The 15,961-nt window shown below is 57.8% G+C and carries 14 protein-coding genes; 6 read left to right on the top strand and 8 right to left on the bottom strand.

The genetic code is table 11. The annotated features are described in order from the left end of the window. Positions 1-81 precede the first annotated feature (81 nt). Positions 82-600, bottom strand: coding sequence for a molybdopterin-guanine dinucleotide biosynthesis protein MobB (gene mobB / locus EKL15_RS18725; RefSeq protein ID WP_060425412.1), 519 nt, complete (start codon positions 598-600; stop codon positions 82-84). Beyond that, the gene (mobA, locus tag EKL15_RS18730; protein WP_060425409.1) at positions 597-1,187 is read right to left on the bottom strand and encodes a molybdenum cofactor guanylyltransferase MobA; all 591 of its coding nucleotides are present in this window, start codon (positions 1,185-1,187) and stop codon (positions 597-599) included. The genes mobB and mobA overlap by 4 nt, the downstream gene beginning before the upstream one ends. Positions 1,188-1,335: 148 nt before the next feature. Between mobA and EKL15_RS18735 the strand changes: the two genes are divergently transcribed. The 3 genes from EKL15_RS18735 to dsbA all read left to right on the top strand — a co-directional run bounded on the left by EKL15_RS18735 (position 1,336) and on the right by dsbA (position 3,343). Then, positions 1,336-1,605 (top strand): YihD family protein, encoded by a 270-nt coding sequence (locus tag EKL15_RS18735; RefSeq protein WP_004931268.1) that lies wholly within the window; start codon positions 1,336-1,338, stop codon positions 1,603-1,605. 98 nt (positions 1,606-1,703) lie between these two features. Then, the gene (locus EKL15_RS18740; protein WP_100397010.1) at positions 1,704-2,690 is read left to right on the top strand and encodes a serine/threonine protein kinase; all 987 of its coding nucleotides are present in this window, start codon (positions 1,704-1,706) and stop codon (positions 2,688-2,690) included. A 29-nt stretch (positions 2,691-2,719) separates the two neighbouring features. After that, positions 2,720-3,343 carry a thiol:disulfide interchange protein DsbA gene (gene dsbA, locus EKL15_RS18745; protein WP_004931264.1) on the top strand — a complete coding sequence of 208 codons (624 nt, stop codon included), beginning with the start codon at positions 2,720-2,722 and terminating at the stop codon, positions 3,341-3,343. A 43-nt stretch (positions 3,344-3,386) separates the two neighbouring features. Here the strand turns inward: dsbA and EKL15_RS18750 are convergent, their stop codons facing one another. Next, a complete protein-coding gene (locus EKL15_RS18750) occupies positions 3,387-4,283 on the bottom strand; it encodes an acyltransferase (RefSeq protein WP_015379457.1) in 897 nt (298 codons plus the stop codon). A gap of 497 nt (positions 4,284-4,780) precedes the next feature. On the opposite strand from EKL15_RS18750, the gene polA reads away from it, so the two are divergent. Continuing rightward, positions 4,781-7,579, top strand: a complete 2,799-nt coding sequence (gene polA, locus EKL15_RS18755) for a DNA polymerase I (RefSeq protein WP_203090208.1) — start codon at positions 4,781-4,783, stop codon at positions 7,577-7,579. 516 nt (positions 7,580-8,095) lie between these two features. Here polA and yihA read toward each other — a convergent pair. Beyond that, complete coding sequence (gene yihA, locus EKL15_RS18760; RefSeq protein WP_019452177.1) at positions 8,096-8,740, bottom strand: ribosome biogenesis GTP-binding protein YihA/YsxC; 645 nt, start codon at positions 8,738-8,740, stop codon at positions 8,096-8,098. A gap of 734 nt (positions 8,741-9,474) precedes the next feature. Between yihA and yihI the strand changes: the two genes are divergently transcribed. Beyond that, a complete protein-coding gene (yihI, locus tag EKL15_RS18765; RefSeq protein ID WP_071890410.1) occupies positions 9,475-10,014 on the top strand; it encodes a Der GTPase-activating protein YihI in 540 nt (179 codons plus the stop codon). Between the two features lie 182 nt (positions 10,015-10,196). Next, entirely contained in the window at positions 10,197-11,570 is a 1,374-nt protein-coding gene (gene hemN, locus EKL15_RS18770) for an oxygen-independent coproporphyrinogen III oxidase (RefSeq protein WP_100397012.1), read from the top strand. 34 nt (positions 11,571-11,604) lie between these two features. On the opposite strand, the gene EKL15_RS18775 is transcribed toward hemN, so the two are convergent. The 4 genes from EKL15_RS18775 to glnA form a co-directional block, all read right to left on the bottom strand. Continuing rightward, entirely contained in the window at positions 11,605-11,727 is a 123-nt protein-coding gene (locus EKL15_RS18775; RefSeq protein WP_015379453.1) for a YshB family small membrane protein, read from the bottom strand. 112 nt (positions 11,728-11,839) lie between these two features. After that, the gene (gene glnG, locus EKL15_RS18780) at positions 11,840-13,252 is read right to left on the bottom strand and encodes a nitrogen regulation protein NR(I) (RefSeq protein WP_015379452.1); all 1,413 of its coding nucleotides are present in this window, start codon (positions 13,250-13,252) and stop codon (positions 11,840-11,842) included. An 8-nt stretch (positions 13,253-13,260) separates the two neighbouring features. After that, positions 13,261-14,310 (bottom strand): nitrogen regulation protein NR(II), encoded by a 1,050-nt coding sequence (glnL, locus tag EKL15_RS18785; RefSeq protein WP_004931246.1) that lies wholly within the window; start codon positions 14,308-14,310, stop codon positions 13,261-13,263. 193 nt (positions 14,311-14,503) lie between these two features. Next, on the bottom strand, positions 14,504-15,913 hold the full coding sequence (glnA, locus tag EKL15_RS18790) for a glutamate--ammonia ligase (protein WP_019452181.1): 1,410 nt from the start codon (positions 15,911-15,913) through the stop codon (positions 14,504-14,506). Between the last annotated feature and the right edge of the window lie 48 nt (positions 15,914-15,961).

Here is a 15,961-nt window from a genome sequence, read left to right on the forward strand (position 1 = left end):
CTGCCAGGCATCAAACAAAGCCGAAAGCCCTGAACATCAGTTCAGGGCTTTTTGCTATGCGTAAAATGCAAAAAAGCGCAGCTACGCTGCGCCGTTCAACCACTCGACAATAAAATCGGCGATGCTTTCCGGTTGATTGAGATCCAATTGCTTAGCCGCGATGGATAGCGGCCGATCGCTGGCTACCGCCACGACAAACTGATCCAGCATGCCTTCCAACGGTCTGCCGATCTCGGCCCGATAAAGCAGGATCTTGCTGACCGGCTCATGTTTGAACCCTTCCACCAGAATCAAATCGACCTTATCGGCATCAAAACGTTCTGCCAGGTAGCGCAGGTCCAAAGGTTGTTGTTCCGGCGTTTCGGTCATTAATGCCCAGCGGCGATCGCTGGCGACCAGCGTTTGGTCGGCACCCGCTTTGCGCAGCTCATAGCTGTCTTTGCCCGGCGTATCCACATCCATGTCATGATGCGTATGCTTTATCAACCCAACCCTCACCTGGCGCTGTTTCAGCATCGGGATCAGCTGTTTGAGCAGGGTGGTTTTTCCCGTTCCGCTATAGGCACCGATAGCCAGCAAGGGGGGCAATGAACGATTCATTTCTTTAGCTCTCGTGCTTGCTGCCAATTCCGGCAGTCTTCCGGCGTATTCAGATTATGAAATGCCGCTTGTTGCCCGCTGAACACCACGCGTTGTGCGTTAATCTGATGCAAGAACAGCATCAGCTTGCGTTCACCCCGCGTCAGATAGTCAGCCAGCTGCGGCGCTGTTTGGGTATGCAATAACGCCAGCGTAGGGTGATCTCGTTCACCATCGCTGGCAAAGGCCGCTGGCGCTGCGCCTTTTTGCTGCCATAGCTGCGCGACTAAGTCGGCGGGAAAGTCGGGGACGTCACAAGGGACGAAGGCCACCCACTCGTTGGGAGATTGCTTGAGCCCGGCGAGCATCCCGGCCAACGGCCCGGCGAAATCGGGCGTCAGATCGCCAATCACCGGCAAACCGCTCGCCTGGTAGCGTGCCTGATTGCGGTTGGCGCTGATGGCGACGGAAGCCACCTGCGGCCGTAACCGGGCCAGAACATACTGATAGAGTGCGATACCGCCAATCGACACCAGGCCTTTATCCTCACCGCCCATGCGCGTGGCTCGCCCGCCGGCCAAAATTACGCCGCTGATTTCTTTATGCATCTCGTTTATCCCGCCTTGTCGATGCGCTGATTGTAGCGCTAAAGCCGGCGTGACATCAGGATTTACCTTTATTGACAAGCCGGTTCTTTCACTGCGTGGGTAAGCCTGTTACTTTGTGAGTTTATTCATGCTATTGGACGATATTGAGATGAAAACGCATCGCGTAAATGAGTTGATCGAGCTGTTGCACCCGGCCTGGCAGGAAGATCCCGATCTCAATTTGATGCAGTTTTTGCAAAAACTGGCGAAGGAAGCGGGCTTCCAGGGCGAGTTGTCCGAGCTGAGCGATGATATTCTTATTTACCACCTGAAAATGCGCGGCAGCGCCGGCACGGATCAGATCCCGGGCCTGAAGAAAGATTACGAAGAAGATTTTAAAACGGCGCTGTTGCGCGCTCGCGGGGTTATTAAGGACTGACCTTCGTGCGGTGCGAGAAAGCATAGCTCGTGAAACGCGCCATTAATGCTACTATTTCTCATTCCCGGCACCGTGCTGTCAGCGATCAAACGAACGTTATGAATAACTCTGCTTTTAATTTCGACACTCTGTCGCCCGACTTGATTATGGACGCGCTAGAAGGGGTTGGCCTGCGCGTCGACTCCGGTCTGACGGCGCTGAACAGCTACGAGAACCGCGTCTATCAGTTTATGGACGAAGATCGCCGGCGCTACGTGGTGAAGTTTTACCGCCCGGAGCGCTGGAGCGCTGCGCAGATCGGTGAGGAGCACCAGTTCGCTCTGGATCTGGCGAAGGCGGAGATCCCGGCGGTAGCGCCGTTGGCGTTGCAAGGCGCTACGCTGCATACGCACGCTGGGTTCTTCTTTACCCTGTTCCCCAGCGTGGGCGGGCGGCAGTACGAGATAGACAACCTGGATCAGTTGGAATGGGTGGGTCGTTTCTTGGGGCGTATCCATCAGGTCGGTGGTGAGCGTTTGTTCGCCGAGCGGCCGACGATGGGGGTTGAAGAGTATCTCACCGCCCCGCGTCAGGTGTTGGCCGGTTGCGAGCTGTTGCCGGCAGCGCAGCGTGAGGGGTTCCTGCAGGCGACGGATAACCTGATCGCGGCGATTAAGCCGCACTGGCATCTGAACTGGCAGCCGCGCCGTTTGCACGGTGATTGCCATCCGGGCAATATTCTGTGGCGCGACGGCCCGCTGTTCGTCGATCTTGATGACGCACGTAATGGCCCTGCGGTGCAGGACTTGTGGATGCTGCTGCACGGCGAACGCCGCGATCAACTGATGCAGTTGGACGTCTTGCTGGAGGCGTACGGTGAATTTGCCGAGTTCGATCAGCGTGAGTTGGCGTTGATCGAGCCGCTGCGGGCGATGCGCATGGTGTATTACCTGGCCTGGGTCGCCCGCCGTTGGCAGGATCCGGCCTTTCCTAAGAGTTTTCCGTGGATGGTGGAGTCTGATTTCTGGTTGTCTCAGACTGCGGCCTTCACCGAACAGGTTAAGCTGTTGCAGGAGCCTCCTCTGCAGCTGACGCCAATGTATTGAAGCTTTAACACAATGGAGAGTTTAGTCTTATGAAAAAAATATGGTTGGCGCTCGTTGGCATGGTGATGGCATTCAGCGCCTCGGCGGCACAGTTTAGCGATGGCGCTCAGTACGTGACCCTGGACAAGCCGGTGACCGGCGAGCCGCAGGTGCTGGAGTTCTTCTCCTTCTACTGCCCGCACTGCTACCAGTTCGAGCAGGTCTATCACGTGTCTGAAAACGTGAAGAAGGCCTTGCCTGCCGGCACCAAAATGACCAAGTACCACGTGGAGTTCCTGGGGCCGTTGGGCAAACAGCTGACTCAGGCATGGGCGGTTGCGATGGCGCTGGGCGTGGAAGACAAAGTAAGCCCGCTGATGTTTGAAGCGGTACAGAAAACCCAGACCGTGCAAACGCCGGACGATATCCGTAACGTCTTCGTGAAAGCGGGCGTGACCGCCGCTGATTATGACGCGGCCTGGAACAGCTTCGTGGTGAAATCTCTGGTGGTTCAACAGGAGAAAGCCGCGGAAGATCTGCAGCTGCGCGGTGTGCCGGCGGTATTCGTGAACGGCAAATACATGGTTAAAAACGATGGCCTGGACACCAGCTCGATGGACGCGTACGTGAAGCAGTTCGCCGACGTGGTTAAATTCCTTAGCCAGCAGAAATAAGCCTGATTCAGCATGAAAAACGCCGGCATTGCCGGCGTTTTTTTTACCCGTATTGCCGCTTCAATTTATCCAGCAACCGATCTTTTTCCTGCCACAGCGTATTCAGCCACAGCTGGAAGCGCCGCTTGAACTGTTTGTCGTTGAAGTAGTCCCCGTGCAGGGTTTCATCGATCGGCAGCGTTTCTATTCTTACCACGATACGCGTCAGCCGCCCACACAGCATATCCATAAAGGGCCGTTGGTTATTTTCCGGATAGAGCAGGGTAACGTTCAACACTTTGTCGAACTGATTGCCCAGTGCGCTGAGCGTAAACGCAATGCCGGCGGCTTTGGGCGCCAGCAAATTGCGATACGGCGAATTGCTTTTAATTTTCTTGGCTTCCGTGAAGCGCGAACCCTCGACGAAATTGACGATGGTGGTTGGACGCTGACGGAATTTTTCGCAGGAACGGCGCGTCGTTTCGATATCCTTGCCGCGTTTCTCCGGATGCTTGAGTAAATAGGCGCGGGAGTAACGCTTCATGAATGGCATGTCCAGCGCCCAACAGGCCAGACCGACAAAAGGCACCCAGGCTAACTGTTGCTTGAGGAAGTACTTATTCATTGGAATATGATTTCTGAACAGCACGCACAATACGACAATGTCCGACCAACTTTCGTGGTTGCTGATCAGCAGATACCAGTTTTTTCGATCCAGCCCCTCCAGCCCTTCAATATCCCAACGTAATTGCCCGTTAATGCGCAATAACAGCGCCAGCCCCTGACACCAGCACCACATCATGAAATCGGCAAAAGCCGAGATATATCGCCAAACGGCGGGAATGGGCACCAGGAGTTTCACGATGCCGGCCAGCGTGATGGGGATGGAGCACAACACCGTCACCAGAATCGTGAGTATGACGGAAATGATAAAGATAACAGGCGTTAACAATCTTGGCATGGTTATGGGCTGACGGTTGTTGAGAACATCGTTGCATGCCGAAGCGCATGAACAAAAACATATTTTAACAGAAATCGCCGGGGTAAAGCGCCGCTAAAAATGACTGTTTTTCGTCTCATCGGATAACCATTTGCTGAGTTTTCGTGCAACTTTCCCAGCTTGTGCTAGGGTAATTGAGGCGCCGAATTTGATTAATAGTGCGATTAAAATCCGGCGAAAGTTATATCCACAAATCCAATAAAAGCCAGTAATAAAGCGTCGCCGGAATTCGTTCTTTTAACGCGGTGATTTAAATAGGAATTTTATTCGCCGTTATAACGATAATCGGAGCGTTATAATTCGGTCTCTTTTCTATGCACAAAGTTATCCACAGGTAAGATCTTGCGGATCCTCACGCACTATCACATCATTTTCGTCCGTAATGCACGCTAAGGTTCGTCTCCGGCGGCCAGCTATGGCATGCTTACCCCTATGTCCGATCACGATAAAGAAACGCTATGGCCCAGATTGCAGAAAACCCACTAATCCTGGTTGACGGTTCCTCCTACCTCTACCGCGCTTATCACGCCTTCCCGCCGCTGACCAACTCGGCGGGCGAGCCGACCGGCGCGATGTACGGCGTGCTGAATATGCTGCGCAGCCTGTTGCTGCAGTATCAACCGAGCCACGTTGCCGTGGTGTTTGATGCCAAAGGGAAGACTTTCCGCGATGAGCTGTTCGCCGAATACAAGTCGCACCGGCCGCCGATGCCGGACGATCTGCGAGCGCAGATCGAGCCGTTGCACAGCATGGTCAAGGCGATGGGCCTGCCGCTGCTGGTGACGCCCGGCGTTGAGGCGGACGACGTTATCGGTACGCTGGCGCTGGAGGCCGAAAAGGCCGGCCACGCGGTGCTGATCAGCACCGGCGACAAAGACATGGCGCAGCTGGTGACACCGAACGTCACCCTGATCAACACCATGAACAACACGATCCTCGGCCCGCAGGAAGTGTGCGACAAGTACGGTATTCCACCGGAGCTGATCATCGACTTCCTGGCGTTGATGGGCGATTCATCGGACAACATTCCCGGCGTGCCGGGCGTGGGCGAGAAAACCGCCCAGGCGTTGCTGCAGGGCATCGGTGGGCTGGATGCCTTGTACGGCAATCTGGAGAGCATCGCCACGCTGAGCTTCCGCGGTGCCAAAACCATGGCGGCCAAGCTGGAGCAGAATAAAGAGGTCGCGTATCTCTCCTATAAGCTGGCGACGATCAAAACCGACGTCGAGTTGGATCTGACCTGCGCTGAGCTGACGGTGTCCGAGCCGGATGTCGATACGCTGCAACAGCTGTTCAAACAGTACGAGTTCAAACGCTGGCTGGCGGACGTGGAAGCCGGCGTATGGCTGGAAAACAAGAAAGGCGCGGGTGCGAAAGCTGCCGGCGCTGCCAAACCGGCCGCCGCGGCGGAAGCGCCGAAGGCGCTGGCGGAGGCCAAGCTGTCCCAGGAAGGGTATATCACTATCCTGGATGAAGCGACCTTTACCGACTGGCTGGCGCGGCTGAAAAAGGCCGACGTGTTTGCCTTCGATACCGAAACCGACGGCCTGGATACCCTGACCGCCAACCTGATCGGTCTGTCCTTCGCGATTGCACCGGGCGAAGCGGCTTATTTGCCGGTGGCGCACGATTATCTGGATGCCCCGCCACAGCTGGATCGCGCCTACGTGCTGGAAGCGCTCAAGCCGCTGCTGGAGGACGATAAAGCGCTGAAGGTCGGGCAAAACCTGAAGTTCGATATGAGCCTGCTGGCGCGCTACGGCATTGAGATGCGCGGTATCGCCTACGACACCATGCTGGAGTCCTATGTGCTGGACAGCGTCGGCGGCCGTCATGATATGGACAGCCTGGCCGATCGTTATCTGGGCCACAAAACCATCACCTTCGAAGAAATCGCCGGCAAGGGCAAGAACCAGCTGACGTTCAACCAGATCGCCCTGGAGCAGGCGGCGCCTTACGCTGCCGAAGACGCGGATGTCACGCTGCAGCTGCACCTGGCGATGTGGCCGCAGCTGAAGCAGAGCGCAGAACTGCTGACGGTGTTCAACGAGATTGAAATGCCGCTGCTGCCGGTGCTCTCGCATATTGAACGCACCGGGGTGCTGATCGATCCGGCCATTTTGTCGGCCCACTCCCAGGAGCTGGCCAAGCGTCTGGCGGAACTGGAGGCGCAGGCCCATGAGCTGGCGGAAGAGCCGTTCAACCTGGCGTCGACCAAGCAGCTGCAGGCTATCTTGTACGAAAAACAAAAGCTGCCGGTGCTGAAGAAAACCCCGGGCGGGGCGCCCTCCACTAACGAAGAAGTGCTGGCCGAGCTGGCGCTGGACTACCCGCTGCCGAAGGTGATCCTGGAATACCGCGGCCTGGCGAAGCTGAAGACCACCTATACCGACAAGCTGCCGCTGATGATCAATCCGGTCAGCGGCCGGGTGCATACTTCGTATCATCAGGCGGTGACCGCGACCGGGCGTCTCTCCTCGAGCGATCCGAACCTGCAGAACATCCCGGTGCGCAACGACGAAGGGCGACGCATTCGCCAGGCCTTTATCGCGCCGGAAGGTTACCGCATCGTCGCGGCCGACTACTCGCAGATCGAGCTGCGCATCATGGCGCATCTGTCACAGGATGAAGGGCTGCTGAAGGCCTTCGCCGAAGGGAAAGACATTCACCGCGCCACGGCGTCGGAAGTCTTCGGCGTGCCGTTGGATAAAGTGACCGGCGAACAGCGCCGCAGCGCCAAGGCGATTAACTTCGGTCTGATTTACGGCATGAGCGCCTTCGGCCTGGCGCGTCAGCTGGGGATCCCGCGTGGGGAAGCCCAGCGCTATATGGATCTGTACTTCGAGCGTTACCCGGGCGTGCTGGACTACATGGAGCGCACCCGCCAGCAGGCTTCCGAACAGGGCTATGTCAGCACGCTGGATGGGCGCCGCCTGTATCTGCCGGACGTCCGCTCCAGCAACGCCATGCGCCGCAAGGCGGCCGAGCGTGCCGCCATCAACGCCCCGATGCAGGGCACGGCGGCCGACATTATCAAACGTGCGATGATCGAGGTCGACGCCTGGCTGCAAGGGCAGGAGAAGCCGCTGGTGCGCGCGATCATGCAGGTGCACGATGAATTGGTGTTTGAGGTGCACGAGTCGGTGATCGAAGAAGCCAGCCAACTTATCCGCCAATTGATGGAGGGCAGCATGACGCTGGCGGTGCCGTTGAAGGTCGACGTGGGCGTCGGCATGAACTGGGATGAGGCGCACTGATCGCCGGTTTATCGCCGGATGTGCTAACTGGCGAGAACCTAAGCATTTTTCGTAATTAAGCTACAAGATGCGGCGATAGTTTCCCCAACTTCGCCGTTCTTGCGCCGCAAATTGTGTAAGTAAACTACAAAAAATTCTTTTGCCCTGTGAAAAAATAATGTAGAGTTACAGGCGTAGGGTACAGAGGTAAGATGTTCTATCTTTCAGACCTTTTACTTCACGTAATCGGATTTGGCTGAATATTTAGCCGCCCCAGTCAGTATTGACTGGGGCGTTTTTTATTGTAAAAACAGCAGCAAGCCATACGTTTTTCCTATCTCTTCGCACCGCTTTTCGTTCCCGCTTCCGCTCCCTCAACGCCGTGATTTGGTGAGATCAGCCTGCCCTGGCGATAAGTTTTTATGATGGCTTTATTTCAGAACTGTAATTAGATAACAAAAAATCCCGCCTGTGGCTGAACTGCGGGCATAAAAAAGCCGATGCGGTGAGGCATCGGCTCTGGCGTTCAGCCTGGGCTTATTCGCCGGCTTCGTCTTCCGGCAGCACTTCCGGCGGGATCTCGTTAAACCAGGTATCCAGCTTCTGGCGCAGCTTGTCGACGCCGATCTTCTTCAGCGACGAGAAGGCTTCAACCTGGATATCCCCCATAAACGGCAGCACCGCTTCACGCACCATATTGAGCTGCGCCTTGCGTGCGCCGGAGGCCAGCTTGTCGGCCTTGGTCAGCAGCACCAGCACCGGGGTGCCGACGTCGACCGCCCACTGGATCATCTGCTGGTCGAGATCTTTCAGCGGATGGCGGATATCCATCAGCACCACCAGTCCTTTCAGGCTGTTGCGCATCTGCAGGTATTCGCCCAGCGCGCGCTGCCATTTGCGCTTCATCTCTTCCGGCACTTCGGCGTAGCCGTAACCCGGCAGGTCGACCAGGCGGATGCCGTCTTCCACTTCGAACAGGTTGATCAGCTGGGTGCGCCCCGGTGTCTTACTGGTGCGCGCCAGGCTTTTTTGGTTGGTCAGGGTGTTCAGCGCACTGGATTTCCCGGCGTTGGAACGGCCGGCAAAGGCGACTTCAATTCCTGCATCCCCCGGCAGATGGCGAATATCGGGTGCGCTGGTGACGAAATGGGTCACATGATAGTTGTAGTTCTTGCTGGTCAAAATTTTTCGTCTCCGTGAGGATGGCTAACTGGTTGGCGATTATAACTGCATCAGCGGTAAAAATGGCGTGTTTCTCGGTTTTTAAGCGGTGGGACGCGATAAAACGACAGTTATGCCGCGCGTAGGTTGTGAGACATTTGCCATTCGAATCGCGGGTAATGTCGCTTTATTCGAAAGTGATATTTATGTTTTTATTTTAAAAACAACATGTTGTTTTTTCGTTGTAGGGAAATGTCATCCAAAACGGTGTCAGGTGCCTTGAGCCTTCGCAACAATAACGTAAAGTAGTCGTTAACGCAGGGTTGCGCAGGATTAGGGAACATCCGGGAAGGATGACAAATCTCAGGGAACGCACAGGGCGTGCAATGAGTGCCAGGATGAACGCAAAAGGAAGTGACCCTTTCGCACCGGAATAGGCGGCAGGCACATCGGATGGTGAAGTATCGGCAATTTGGATGCCCGCAGGAAGCGCGCTCGGGAAGAGCGGATGCGAATGGATTGCGCCATGGACGATTTTTCTTTCAGGATGAAGGACGTAGTGGCAGGGAATGCGGTTATAGCAGAGGGAAAAACCGGGATGTTGCATGTACGCAAGGAGCGCGTAACAGGAATACCCTTCGCGAGAAGGTGCGAAATAGGCGGCAGGTTTAACCTGCCGCCTTTTTTCTTTGTCCGCTTTCTGCTAGATTCCGCCGCAATTCTATACTGAATCTACATACCTAAGAGCACACGCTATGAACCAGCCATCAAAAGCACCTCGCGGCAGCGCGGCGAAGTCAAAAACGAAAAAGAAAAGCCGTATGGAGCTCGATCAGGAAGCGCGCGAGCGCAAACGCCTGAAAAAGCGCCGTGGCCTCGCTTCCGGTTCGCGCACCCAGGTCGAGTCCGGCAGCCAGAAAAATAAATCGGCGGCGGCAGCCAAAGATCCGCGTATCGGCAGTAAAGTGCCGGTTGCGCTGGTGGTCGACGAGACCAAAGTGAAGGCCAAACCGCAGCCGAAACCAAAGGCCGAAGCGAAACCGCGCCTGTCGCCGGAAGAAGAGCTGGCGAAGCTGGAAAATGACGAGCGCCTGAACGCGCTGCTGGATCGCATCGACGACGGCGAAACGCTGAACGCGGAAGAGCAAGCGTATGTCGACAAGACGCTGGATCGCATCGATGTGCTGATGGACGTGCTGGGCATCGAACTGGGCGAAGACGACGACGAAGAAGAAGAGAAGCAGGAAGATATTCTGAAGCTGCTGAAAGGCGGCAATCCGAAAGACGCCTTTTAACGCGCTATGTGGCTAATCCCGACAATAGCCCTACTCTTGATGTGTTATCTGCTGTGGTTATTCGGTAAACTATGGCGGCTGTCTAAGCGCAAAGCGCGTTTTCGCAGCGCTTCCGTGGCCAGACAGCGCAGACAACCGCCCCTCTCCCGGCCCGGTAGAAAAAGATATCGGAAGGAGTGAGCATGTCAGAGCAGACGATTGTCTGGGATTTGGCCCTGATCCAAAAATATAACTACTCAGGGCCGCGTTATACCTCATACCCCACGGCGCTGGAGTTTAACCAGCGCTACGACGAAGCGGCGTTTCAACGCGCCGCTGCGCGCTACCCTGAGCGGCCGCTGTCGCTGTACGTGCATATCCCTTTCTGCCATAAGCTGTGCTACTTCTGCGGCTGCAACAAGCTGGTGACGCGCCAGACGCACAAGGCCGACGAATACCTGAACGTTTTGGCGCAAGAGATCGCCTGCCGTGCGCCGCTGTTCGCCGGCCGTAAGGTCGGCCAGATGCACTGGGGCGGCGGTACGCCGACCTACCTGGATAAAGCGCAAATCAGCCGGCTGGTGGCGTTGCTGCGCGAACACTTTGATTTCCTGCCCGATGCGGAGATGTCGATCGAGGTCGATCCGCGCGAGATAGAGCTGGATGTGCTCGATCATTTACGCGCAGAAGGCTTTAACCGTCTGAGCATGGGGGTGCAGGATTTCGACAAGCAGGTGCAGCAGCTGGTCAACCGCGAGCAGGATGAGGCCTTTATCTTCGCCCTGATAGAGCGGGCTAAAGCGCTGGGCTTCCGCTCGACCAATATCGATCTGATCTACGGCCTGCCGAAACAGACGCCGGAAAGCTTCGCTTTCACGCTGCAGCGGGTGGCTGAGCTGAATCCCGATCGCCTCAGCGTGTTCAACTACGCGCATATGCCGAACTTGTTCGCTGCCCAGCGCAAAATCAAAGACGCCGATCTGCCGGGCGCGCAGCAGAAGCTGGATATCCTGCAGCAGAGCATCGCTTTCTTGACCGGCACCGGCTATCAGTTCATCGGCATGGATCACTTTGCGCGCCCGGACGACGAGCTGGCAATCGCCCAACGCGAAGGCAAGCTGCACCGCAATTTCCAGGGCTACACCACCCAGGGCGACAGCGATCTGCTGGGGCTGGGCGTGTCGGCCATCAGCATGCTAGGCGACAGCTATGCGCAGAACCAGAAAGAGCTGAAGCATTACTATGACAGCGTACAGGCGCAGGGTAATGCACTGTGGCGCGGGCTGGCGTTGACGGACGACGATTGCCTGCGGCGCGATCTGATCAAAACCCTGATCTGCAATTTCCGGTTGGCGTATCAGCCGCTCGAACGGCAATACGGCATCGACTTTACCGCTTACTTCGCCGAAGACTTGCAGCTGCTGGCGCCGTTTGAACGCGATGGGCTGGTGGAGCGGGACGAGCAGGGCATCCGCGTCACGCCGCGCGGGCGCTTGTTGATCCGCAATATCTGCATGTGTTTTGACCGCTATCTGCGGCAACAGGCGCGCAGCCAGCAATTCTCACGGGTGATTTGAGGATGAAAAAACAGCCGCTGATGCGGCTGTTTTTTTAACTGAAGAAGTTAATCAGCGCGGCGCACAACACCGCGGCAACCGCCGCCTGCGGGGTGTGACTGGCAGCGGAGCCCAGCTCCGCGCCCTGAGAAATGAATACGATGAAAGAGTCCAGCATCGTCAACCTCCAGAGTGTGCGACACGATCATACTGCGCCCGCACCGGCTGTAAAGCCTGCGATTGGCGTTTTTTTGTGCGCCGGACTGCGTTTTTCATCATCCATCCTGCTCCTATTCCATGCCCAGCTCTTTAAGCTTGCGGGTCAGGGTATTGCGCCCCCAGCCCAGCAGGCGCGCGGCTTCCTGTTTGTGCCCTTGGGTGTGGCGCAGGGCGGTGGTGAGCAGCGTGCGCTCCATTTCCGGCTGCGCTTCCGACAGCAGGTTTTGATGACCGGAACGCAGCGCGCGATCGGCCCACTGCGCCAGCAGCGTGGCCCAGCTGTCCGGCAGACTGTGGCTGGGGCTTTCCGGCGCGGCGGTTTCGAACAGCTCACCCGGCAGATCCTGGATCAGCACTTCCTGCCCGGCGGCCATCACCGTCAGCCAGCGGCAGGTGTTCTCCAGCTGGCGCACGTTGCCCGGCCAGGGCAGGCGGGTCAGCGCGGTTTCGGTTTCCGGGTGCAGGTTCTTGGCTTCGACGCCTAACTCTTTGGCGGCGATCTGCAGGAAGTGGCGCGCCAGCCGCGGGATGTCTTCACGGCGCTCGCGCAGCGGCGGCAGGTGTACGCGGATCACGTTCAGGCGGTGGAACAGATCCTCGCGGAACTTGCCTTCCTGCACCCGCAGCTCCAGGTTCTGGTGCGTGGCGGCGATGATGCGCACGTCGACTTTCACCGGCGCATAGCCGCCGACCCGGTAGAACTGGCCGTCCGCCAGCACCCGCAGCAGGCGCGTTTGCACGTCGAGCGGCATATCGCCGATCTCGTCGAGGAACAGCGTGCCGCCGTCGGCCTGTTCAAAGCGGCCCTGACGGATTTGGTTCGCGCCGGTGAAGGCGCCTTTCTCGTGGCCGAACAGCTCCGACTCGATCAGATCCTTGGGGATGGCGGCCATGTTCAGGGCGATGAACGGCGACTTGGCGCGCGGGCTGTGGCGGTGCAGCGCATGCGCCACCAGTTCCTTGCCGGTGCCGGATTCGCCGTTGATCAACACGCTGATCGACGAACGCGACAGCCGGCCGATGATGCGAAACACGTCCTGCATCGCCGGCGCTTCGCCGATGATGTCCGCCGCCGGATCGCTGGCCGGCTGGCTGCGCACCGGCTGCTGCTGCTCCTGATAATGGCTGATGGCGCGTTCGACCAGCGCCACCGCTTCGTCGATGTCGAACGGCTTCGGCAGGTAGTCGAAGGCCCCTTGCTGATAGGCGCTGACGGCGGCGTCCAAATCCGAATGCGCGGTCATGATGATCACCGGCAGCATCGGATGGCGCTGTTTGATCTGCTTGAGCAGCGCCAGGCCGTCTATACCCGGCATGCGGATATCGGACAGCAGCACGTCGGGGGTTTGCGTGGCCAAGGCTTCCAGCACGTCATTGCCGCCTTCGAAGGTGGCGCAGCTCAGGCCCGCGCCGGTGAGCGCACGCTCAAGCACCCAGCGGATGGAGCTATCGTCATCGACGATCCAGACTATCCCTCGTTGCATAGCAAACCTCACTGACGAATGGGCAGGTAGACCGAGAATTCGGTATGACCTGGCCAACTGTTGAATTCAATTTTTCCGCAATGCTGATCGATAAGATTGCGGGCGATGGATAATCCCAGGCCGGTACCGCCTTCACGGCCGCTGACCATCGGGTAGAACAGCGTGTCCTGCAGCTGCGCCGGTACGCCGGGGCCGTCGTCTTCGACGTCGATGCGCGCCGCCAGGCGGTAGCGGGTGCCGTGCAACGTAATCTGAAACGCGGTGCGGGTGCGCAGCGTGATGGTGCCGCCCGCTTCGCCCAGCGCCTGCAGCGCGTTGCGGGTGATGTTCAGCAGCACCTGTTCAATCTGATCCGGGTCGTGGGCCATTTCCGGCAGGCTCGGATCGTAGTCGCGCACCAGCGTGACGTTATCCGGCATTTCCAGCGACACCAGCTGGCAGACGCGCTCCGCGACCTGATGAATGCTCTGGGTAATGTGCTGGCCGGGCCGCTGTGGGCCGAGCAGGCGATCCACCAGATTGCGCAGCCGATCGGCCTGCTCAATGATCACCTTGGTGTATTCGGTCAGCGCCGGATCGGGCAGCGCCTTGGCCAGCAGCTGCGCCGCGCCGCGCAGGCCGCCCAGCGGATTCTTAATCTCGTGCGCCAAACCGCGCACCAGATCGCGAGCCGCCACCTGTTGAGCATGCTGCAGCTGTTCCTGGCTCAGGCGGCGCTGATTGTCCATCGGCGCCAGCTCGACCAGGATATAGCCTTCCGGCAGCGCCTGAGCGGTCAGGGAAAGGATATGCGCGCGGCCGTCGACCACCAGGGTCACTTCGTTGTCGGTGAAGCCCTGACCGGCGCGCAGGCTTTCGCGCATCAAAGAGACGTTCAGCGAAAAATAACCGAGCAAATCGGGCAGCGGCGTGCCGAACAGCTTGCGGGAGCTTTGTGCCAGCAGCTGCTGTGCCGCCGGGTTGGCGTAGTGAACCGCCAGTGAGTCATCCAACAGCAGGATGCTGTTGATGAGTGAATTGAGGATCTGCCCAGCATCGGGCAGCTTGCCAGTTGCCATACAGCAGACTCCTGCACCTTTTTAGTGCATCTATCCTACTCCATCCGGGATCGGCGCGGTATGGAATAGTTTTGCAGAAAATACGGTGGAGAAAAAAACCCATCCGAAGATGGGCTGAAAGTTTCCACGGCAACAAAAAAGCGATAACAAAAATGTGGGCGCCGCCCGCCTGTGCAGACGGCGCGGGTAGGGCTTAGACGCTGTAGTACAGTTCGAACTCAACCGGGTGTGGCGTCATGCGAACGCGGTCCATCTCTTCTTTGCGCAGTTCGATGTAGGCATCGATCGCATCGTCGGTGAACACGCCGCCGCGGGTCAGGAACTCGCGGTCTTCGTTCAGTGCGGCCATTGCTTCGTCCAGCGAGCCGGCCACTTTTGGGATCTCGGCTTCTTCTTCCGGCGGCAGGTCGTACAGGTTTTTGTCCATGGCGTCGCCAGGGTGGATCTTGTTGATGATGCCGTCCAGGCCGGCCATCAGCAGCGCGGCGAAGCACAGGTATGGGTTAGCCGCCGGATCCGGGAAGCGGGCTTCGATGCGGCGCGCTTTCGGGCTGGAGACCACCGGGATACGGATGGACGCGGAGCGGTTACGGGCGGAGTAAGCCAGCATCACCGGCGCTTCGTAGCCTGGCACCAGACGCTTGTACGAGTTGGTGGTCGGGTTGGCCAGGGCGTTGATCGCTTTGGCGTGCTTGATGATGCCGCCGATGTAGAACAGCGCGGTTTCAGACAGGCCGCCGTATTTGTCGCCGGCGAACAGGTTGGTGCCGTTCTTGGACAGCGACATGTGGCAGTGCATGCCGGAACCGTTGTCGCCGAACATAGGCTTCGGCATGAAGGTCGCGGTTTTGCCGAAGGCGTGCGCCACGTTGTGCACCACGTATTTGTAGATCTGAATTTCGTCGGCTTTCTTGGTCATGGTGTTGAAGCGGGTTGCCACTTCGTTCTGACCGGCGGTTGCCACTTCGTGGTGGTGCGCTTCAACCACCAGGCCCATCTCTTCCATGGTCAGACACATGGTGGAACGCAGATCCTGCGAAGAGTCGACCGGTGGAACCGGGAAGTAACCGCCTTTCACCGCCGGACGGTGGCCTTTGTTGCCGCCGTCGTATTTTGTACCGGAGTTCCAGGCGCCTTCGATGTCGTCGATGGCCACGTGGGAACCGCGGATGCTGCTGCCGAAGCGGATGTCGTCGAACAGGAAGAACTCAGGCTCTGGCCCGAACAGCACGGTATCCGCGATGCCGGAGGAGCGCAGGAAGTCTTCGGCGCGTTTGGAGATGGAGCGCGGGTCGCGATCGTAGCCTTGCATGGTGCCCGGCTCGAGAATGTCGCAGCGAATGATCAGCGTAGGTTCTTCGAAGAACGGATCCAGAACCGCCGTGCTGGCGTCCGGCATCAGCACCATGTCAGATTCGTTGATGCCCTTCCAACCACCGATAGAGGAGCCGTCAAACATTTTACCTTCTTCGAAGAAGTCGGCGTTTACCTGGTGAGCCGGGATAGTCACGTGCTGTTCCTTACCCTTGGTGTCAGTGAAACGCAGGTCTACGAATTTCACTTCATGCTCATTCAGCATCGTCAAAACGTGTTCAGCGGACATACTTAACTCTCCCGGTTTATCATTGTCGTCGTCGTGGAACGAATCTGT

The organism is Serratia sp. 4542, from assembly GCF_016805595.1.
GTDB lineage: Bacteria > Pseudomonadota > Gammaproteobacteria > Enterobacterales > Enterobacteriaceae > Serratia > Serratia nevei.

Coding starts and splice junctions, on each gene's coding strand:
- mobB (WP_060425412.1), bottom strand. CDS start 600: ATGAATCGTTCATTGCCCCCCTTGCTGGCTATCGGTGCCTATAGCGGA.
- mobA (WP_060425409.1), bottom strand. CDS start 1,187: ATGCATAAAGAAATCAGCGGCGTAATTTTGGCCGGCGGGCGAGCCACG.
- EKL15_RS18735 (WP_004931268.1), top strand. CDS start 1,336: ATGAAAACGCATCGCGTAAATGAGTTGATCGAGCTGTTGCACCCGGCC.
- EKL15_RS18740 (WP_100397010.1), top strand. CDS start 1,704: ATGAATAACTCTGCTTTTAATTTCGACACTCTGTCGCCCGACTTGATT.
- dsbA (WP_004931264.1), top strand. CDS start 2,720: ATGAAAAAAATATGGTTGGCGCTCGTTGGCATGGTGATGGCATTCAGC.
- EKL15_RS18750 (WP_015379457.1), bottom strand. CDS start 4,283: ATGCCAAGATTGTTAACGCCTGTTATCTTTATCATTTCCGTCATACTC.
- polA (WP_203090208.1), top strand. CDS start 4,781: ATGGCCCAGATTGCAGAAAACCCACTAATCCTGGTTGACGGTTCCTCC.
- yihI (WP_071890410.1), top strand. CDS start 9,475: ATGAACCAGCCATCAAAAGCACCTCGCGGCAGCGCGGCGAAGTCAAAA.
- hemN (WP_100397012.1), top strand. CDS start 10,197: ATGTCAGAGCAGACGATTGTCTGGGATTTGGCCCTGATCCAAAAATAT.
- EKL15_RS18775 (WP_015379453.1), bottom strand. CDS start 11,727: ATGCTGGACTCTTTCATCGTATTCATTTCTCAGGGCGCGGAGCTGGGC.
- glnG (WP_015379452.1), bottom strand. CDS start 13,252: ATGCAACGAGGGATAGTCTGGATCGTCGATGACGATAGCTCCATCCGC.
- glnL (WP_004931246.1), bottom strand. CDS start 14,310: ATGGCAACTGGCAAGCTGCCCGATGCTGGGCAGATCCTCAATTCACTC.
- glnA (WP_019452181.1), bottom strand. CDS start 15,913: ATGTCCGCTGAACACGTTTTGACGATGCTGAATGAGCATGAAGTGAAA.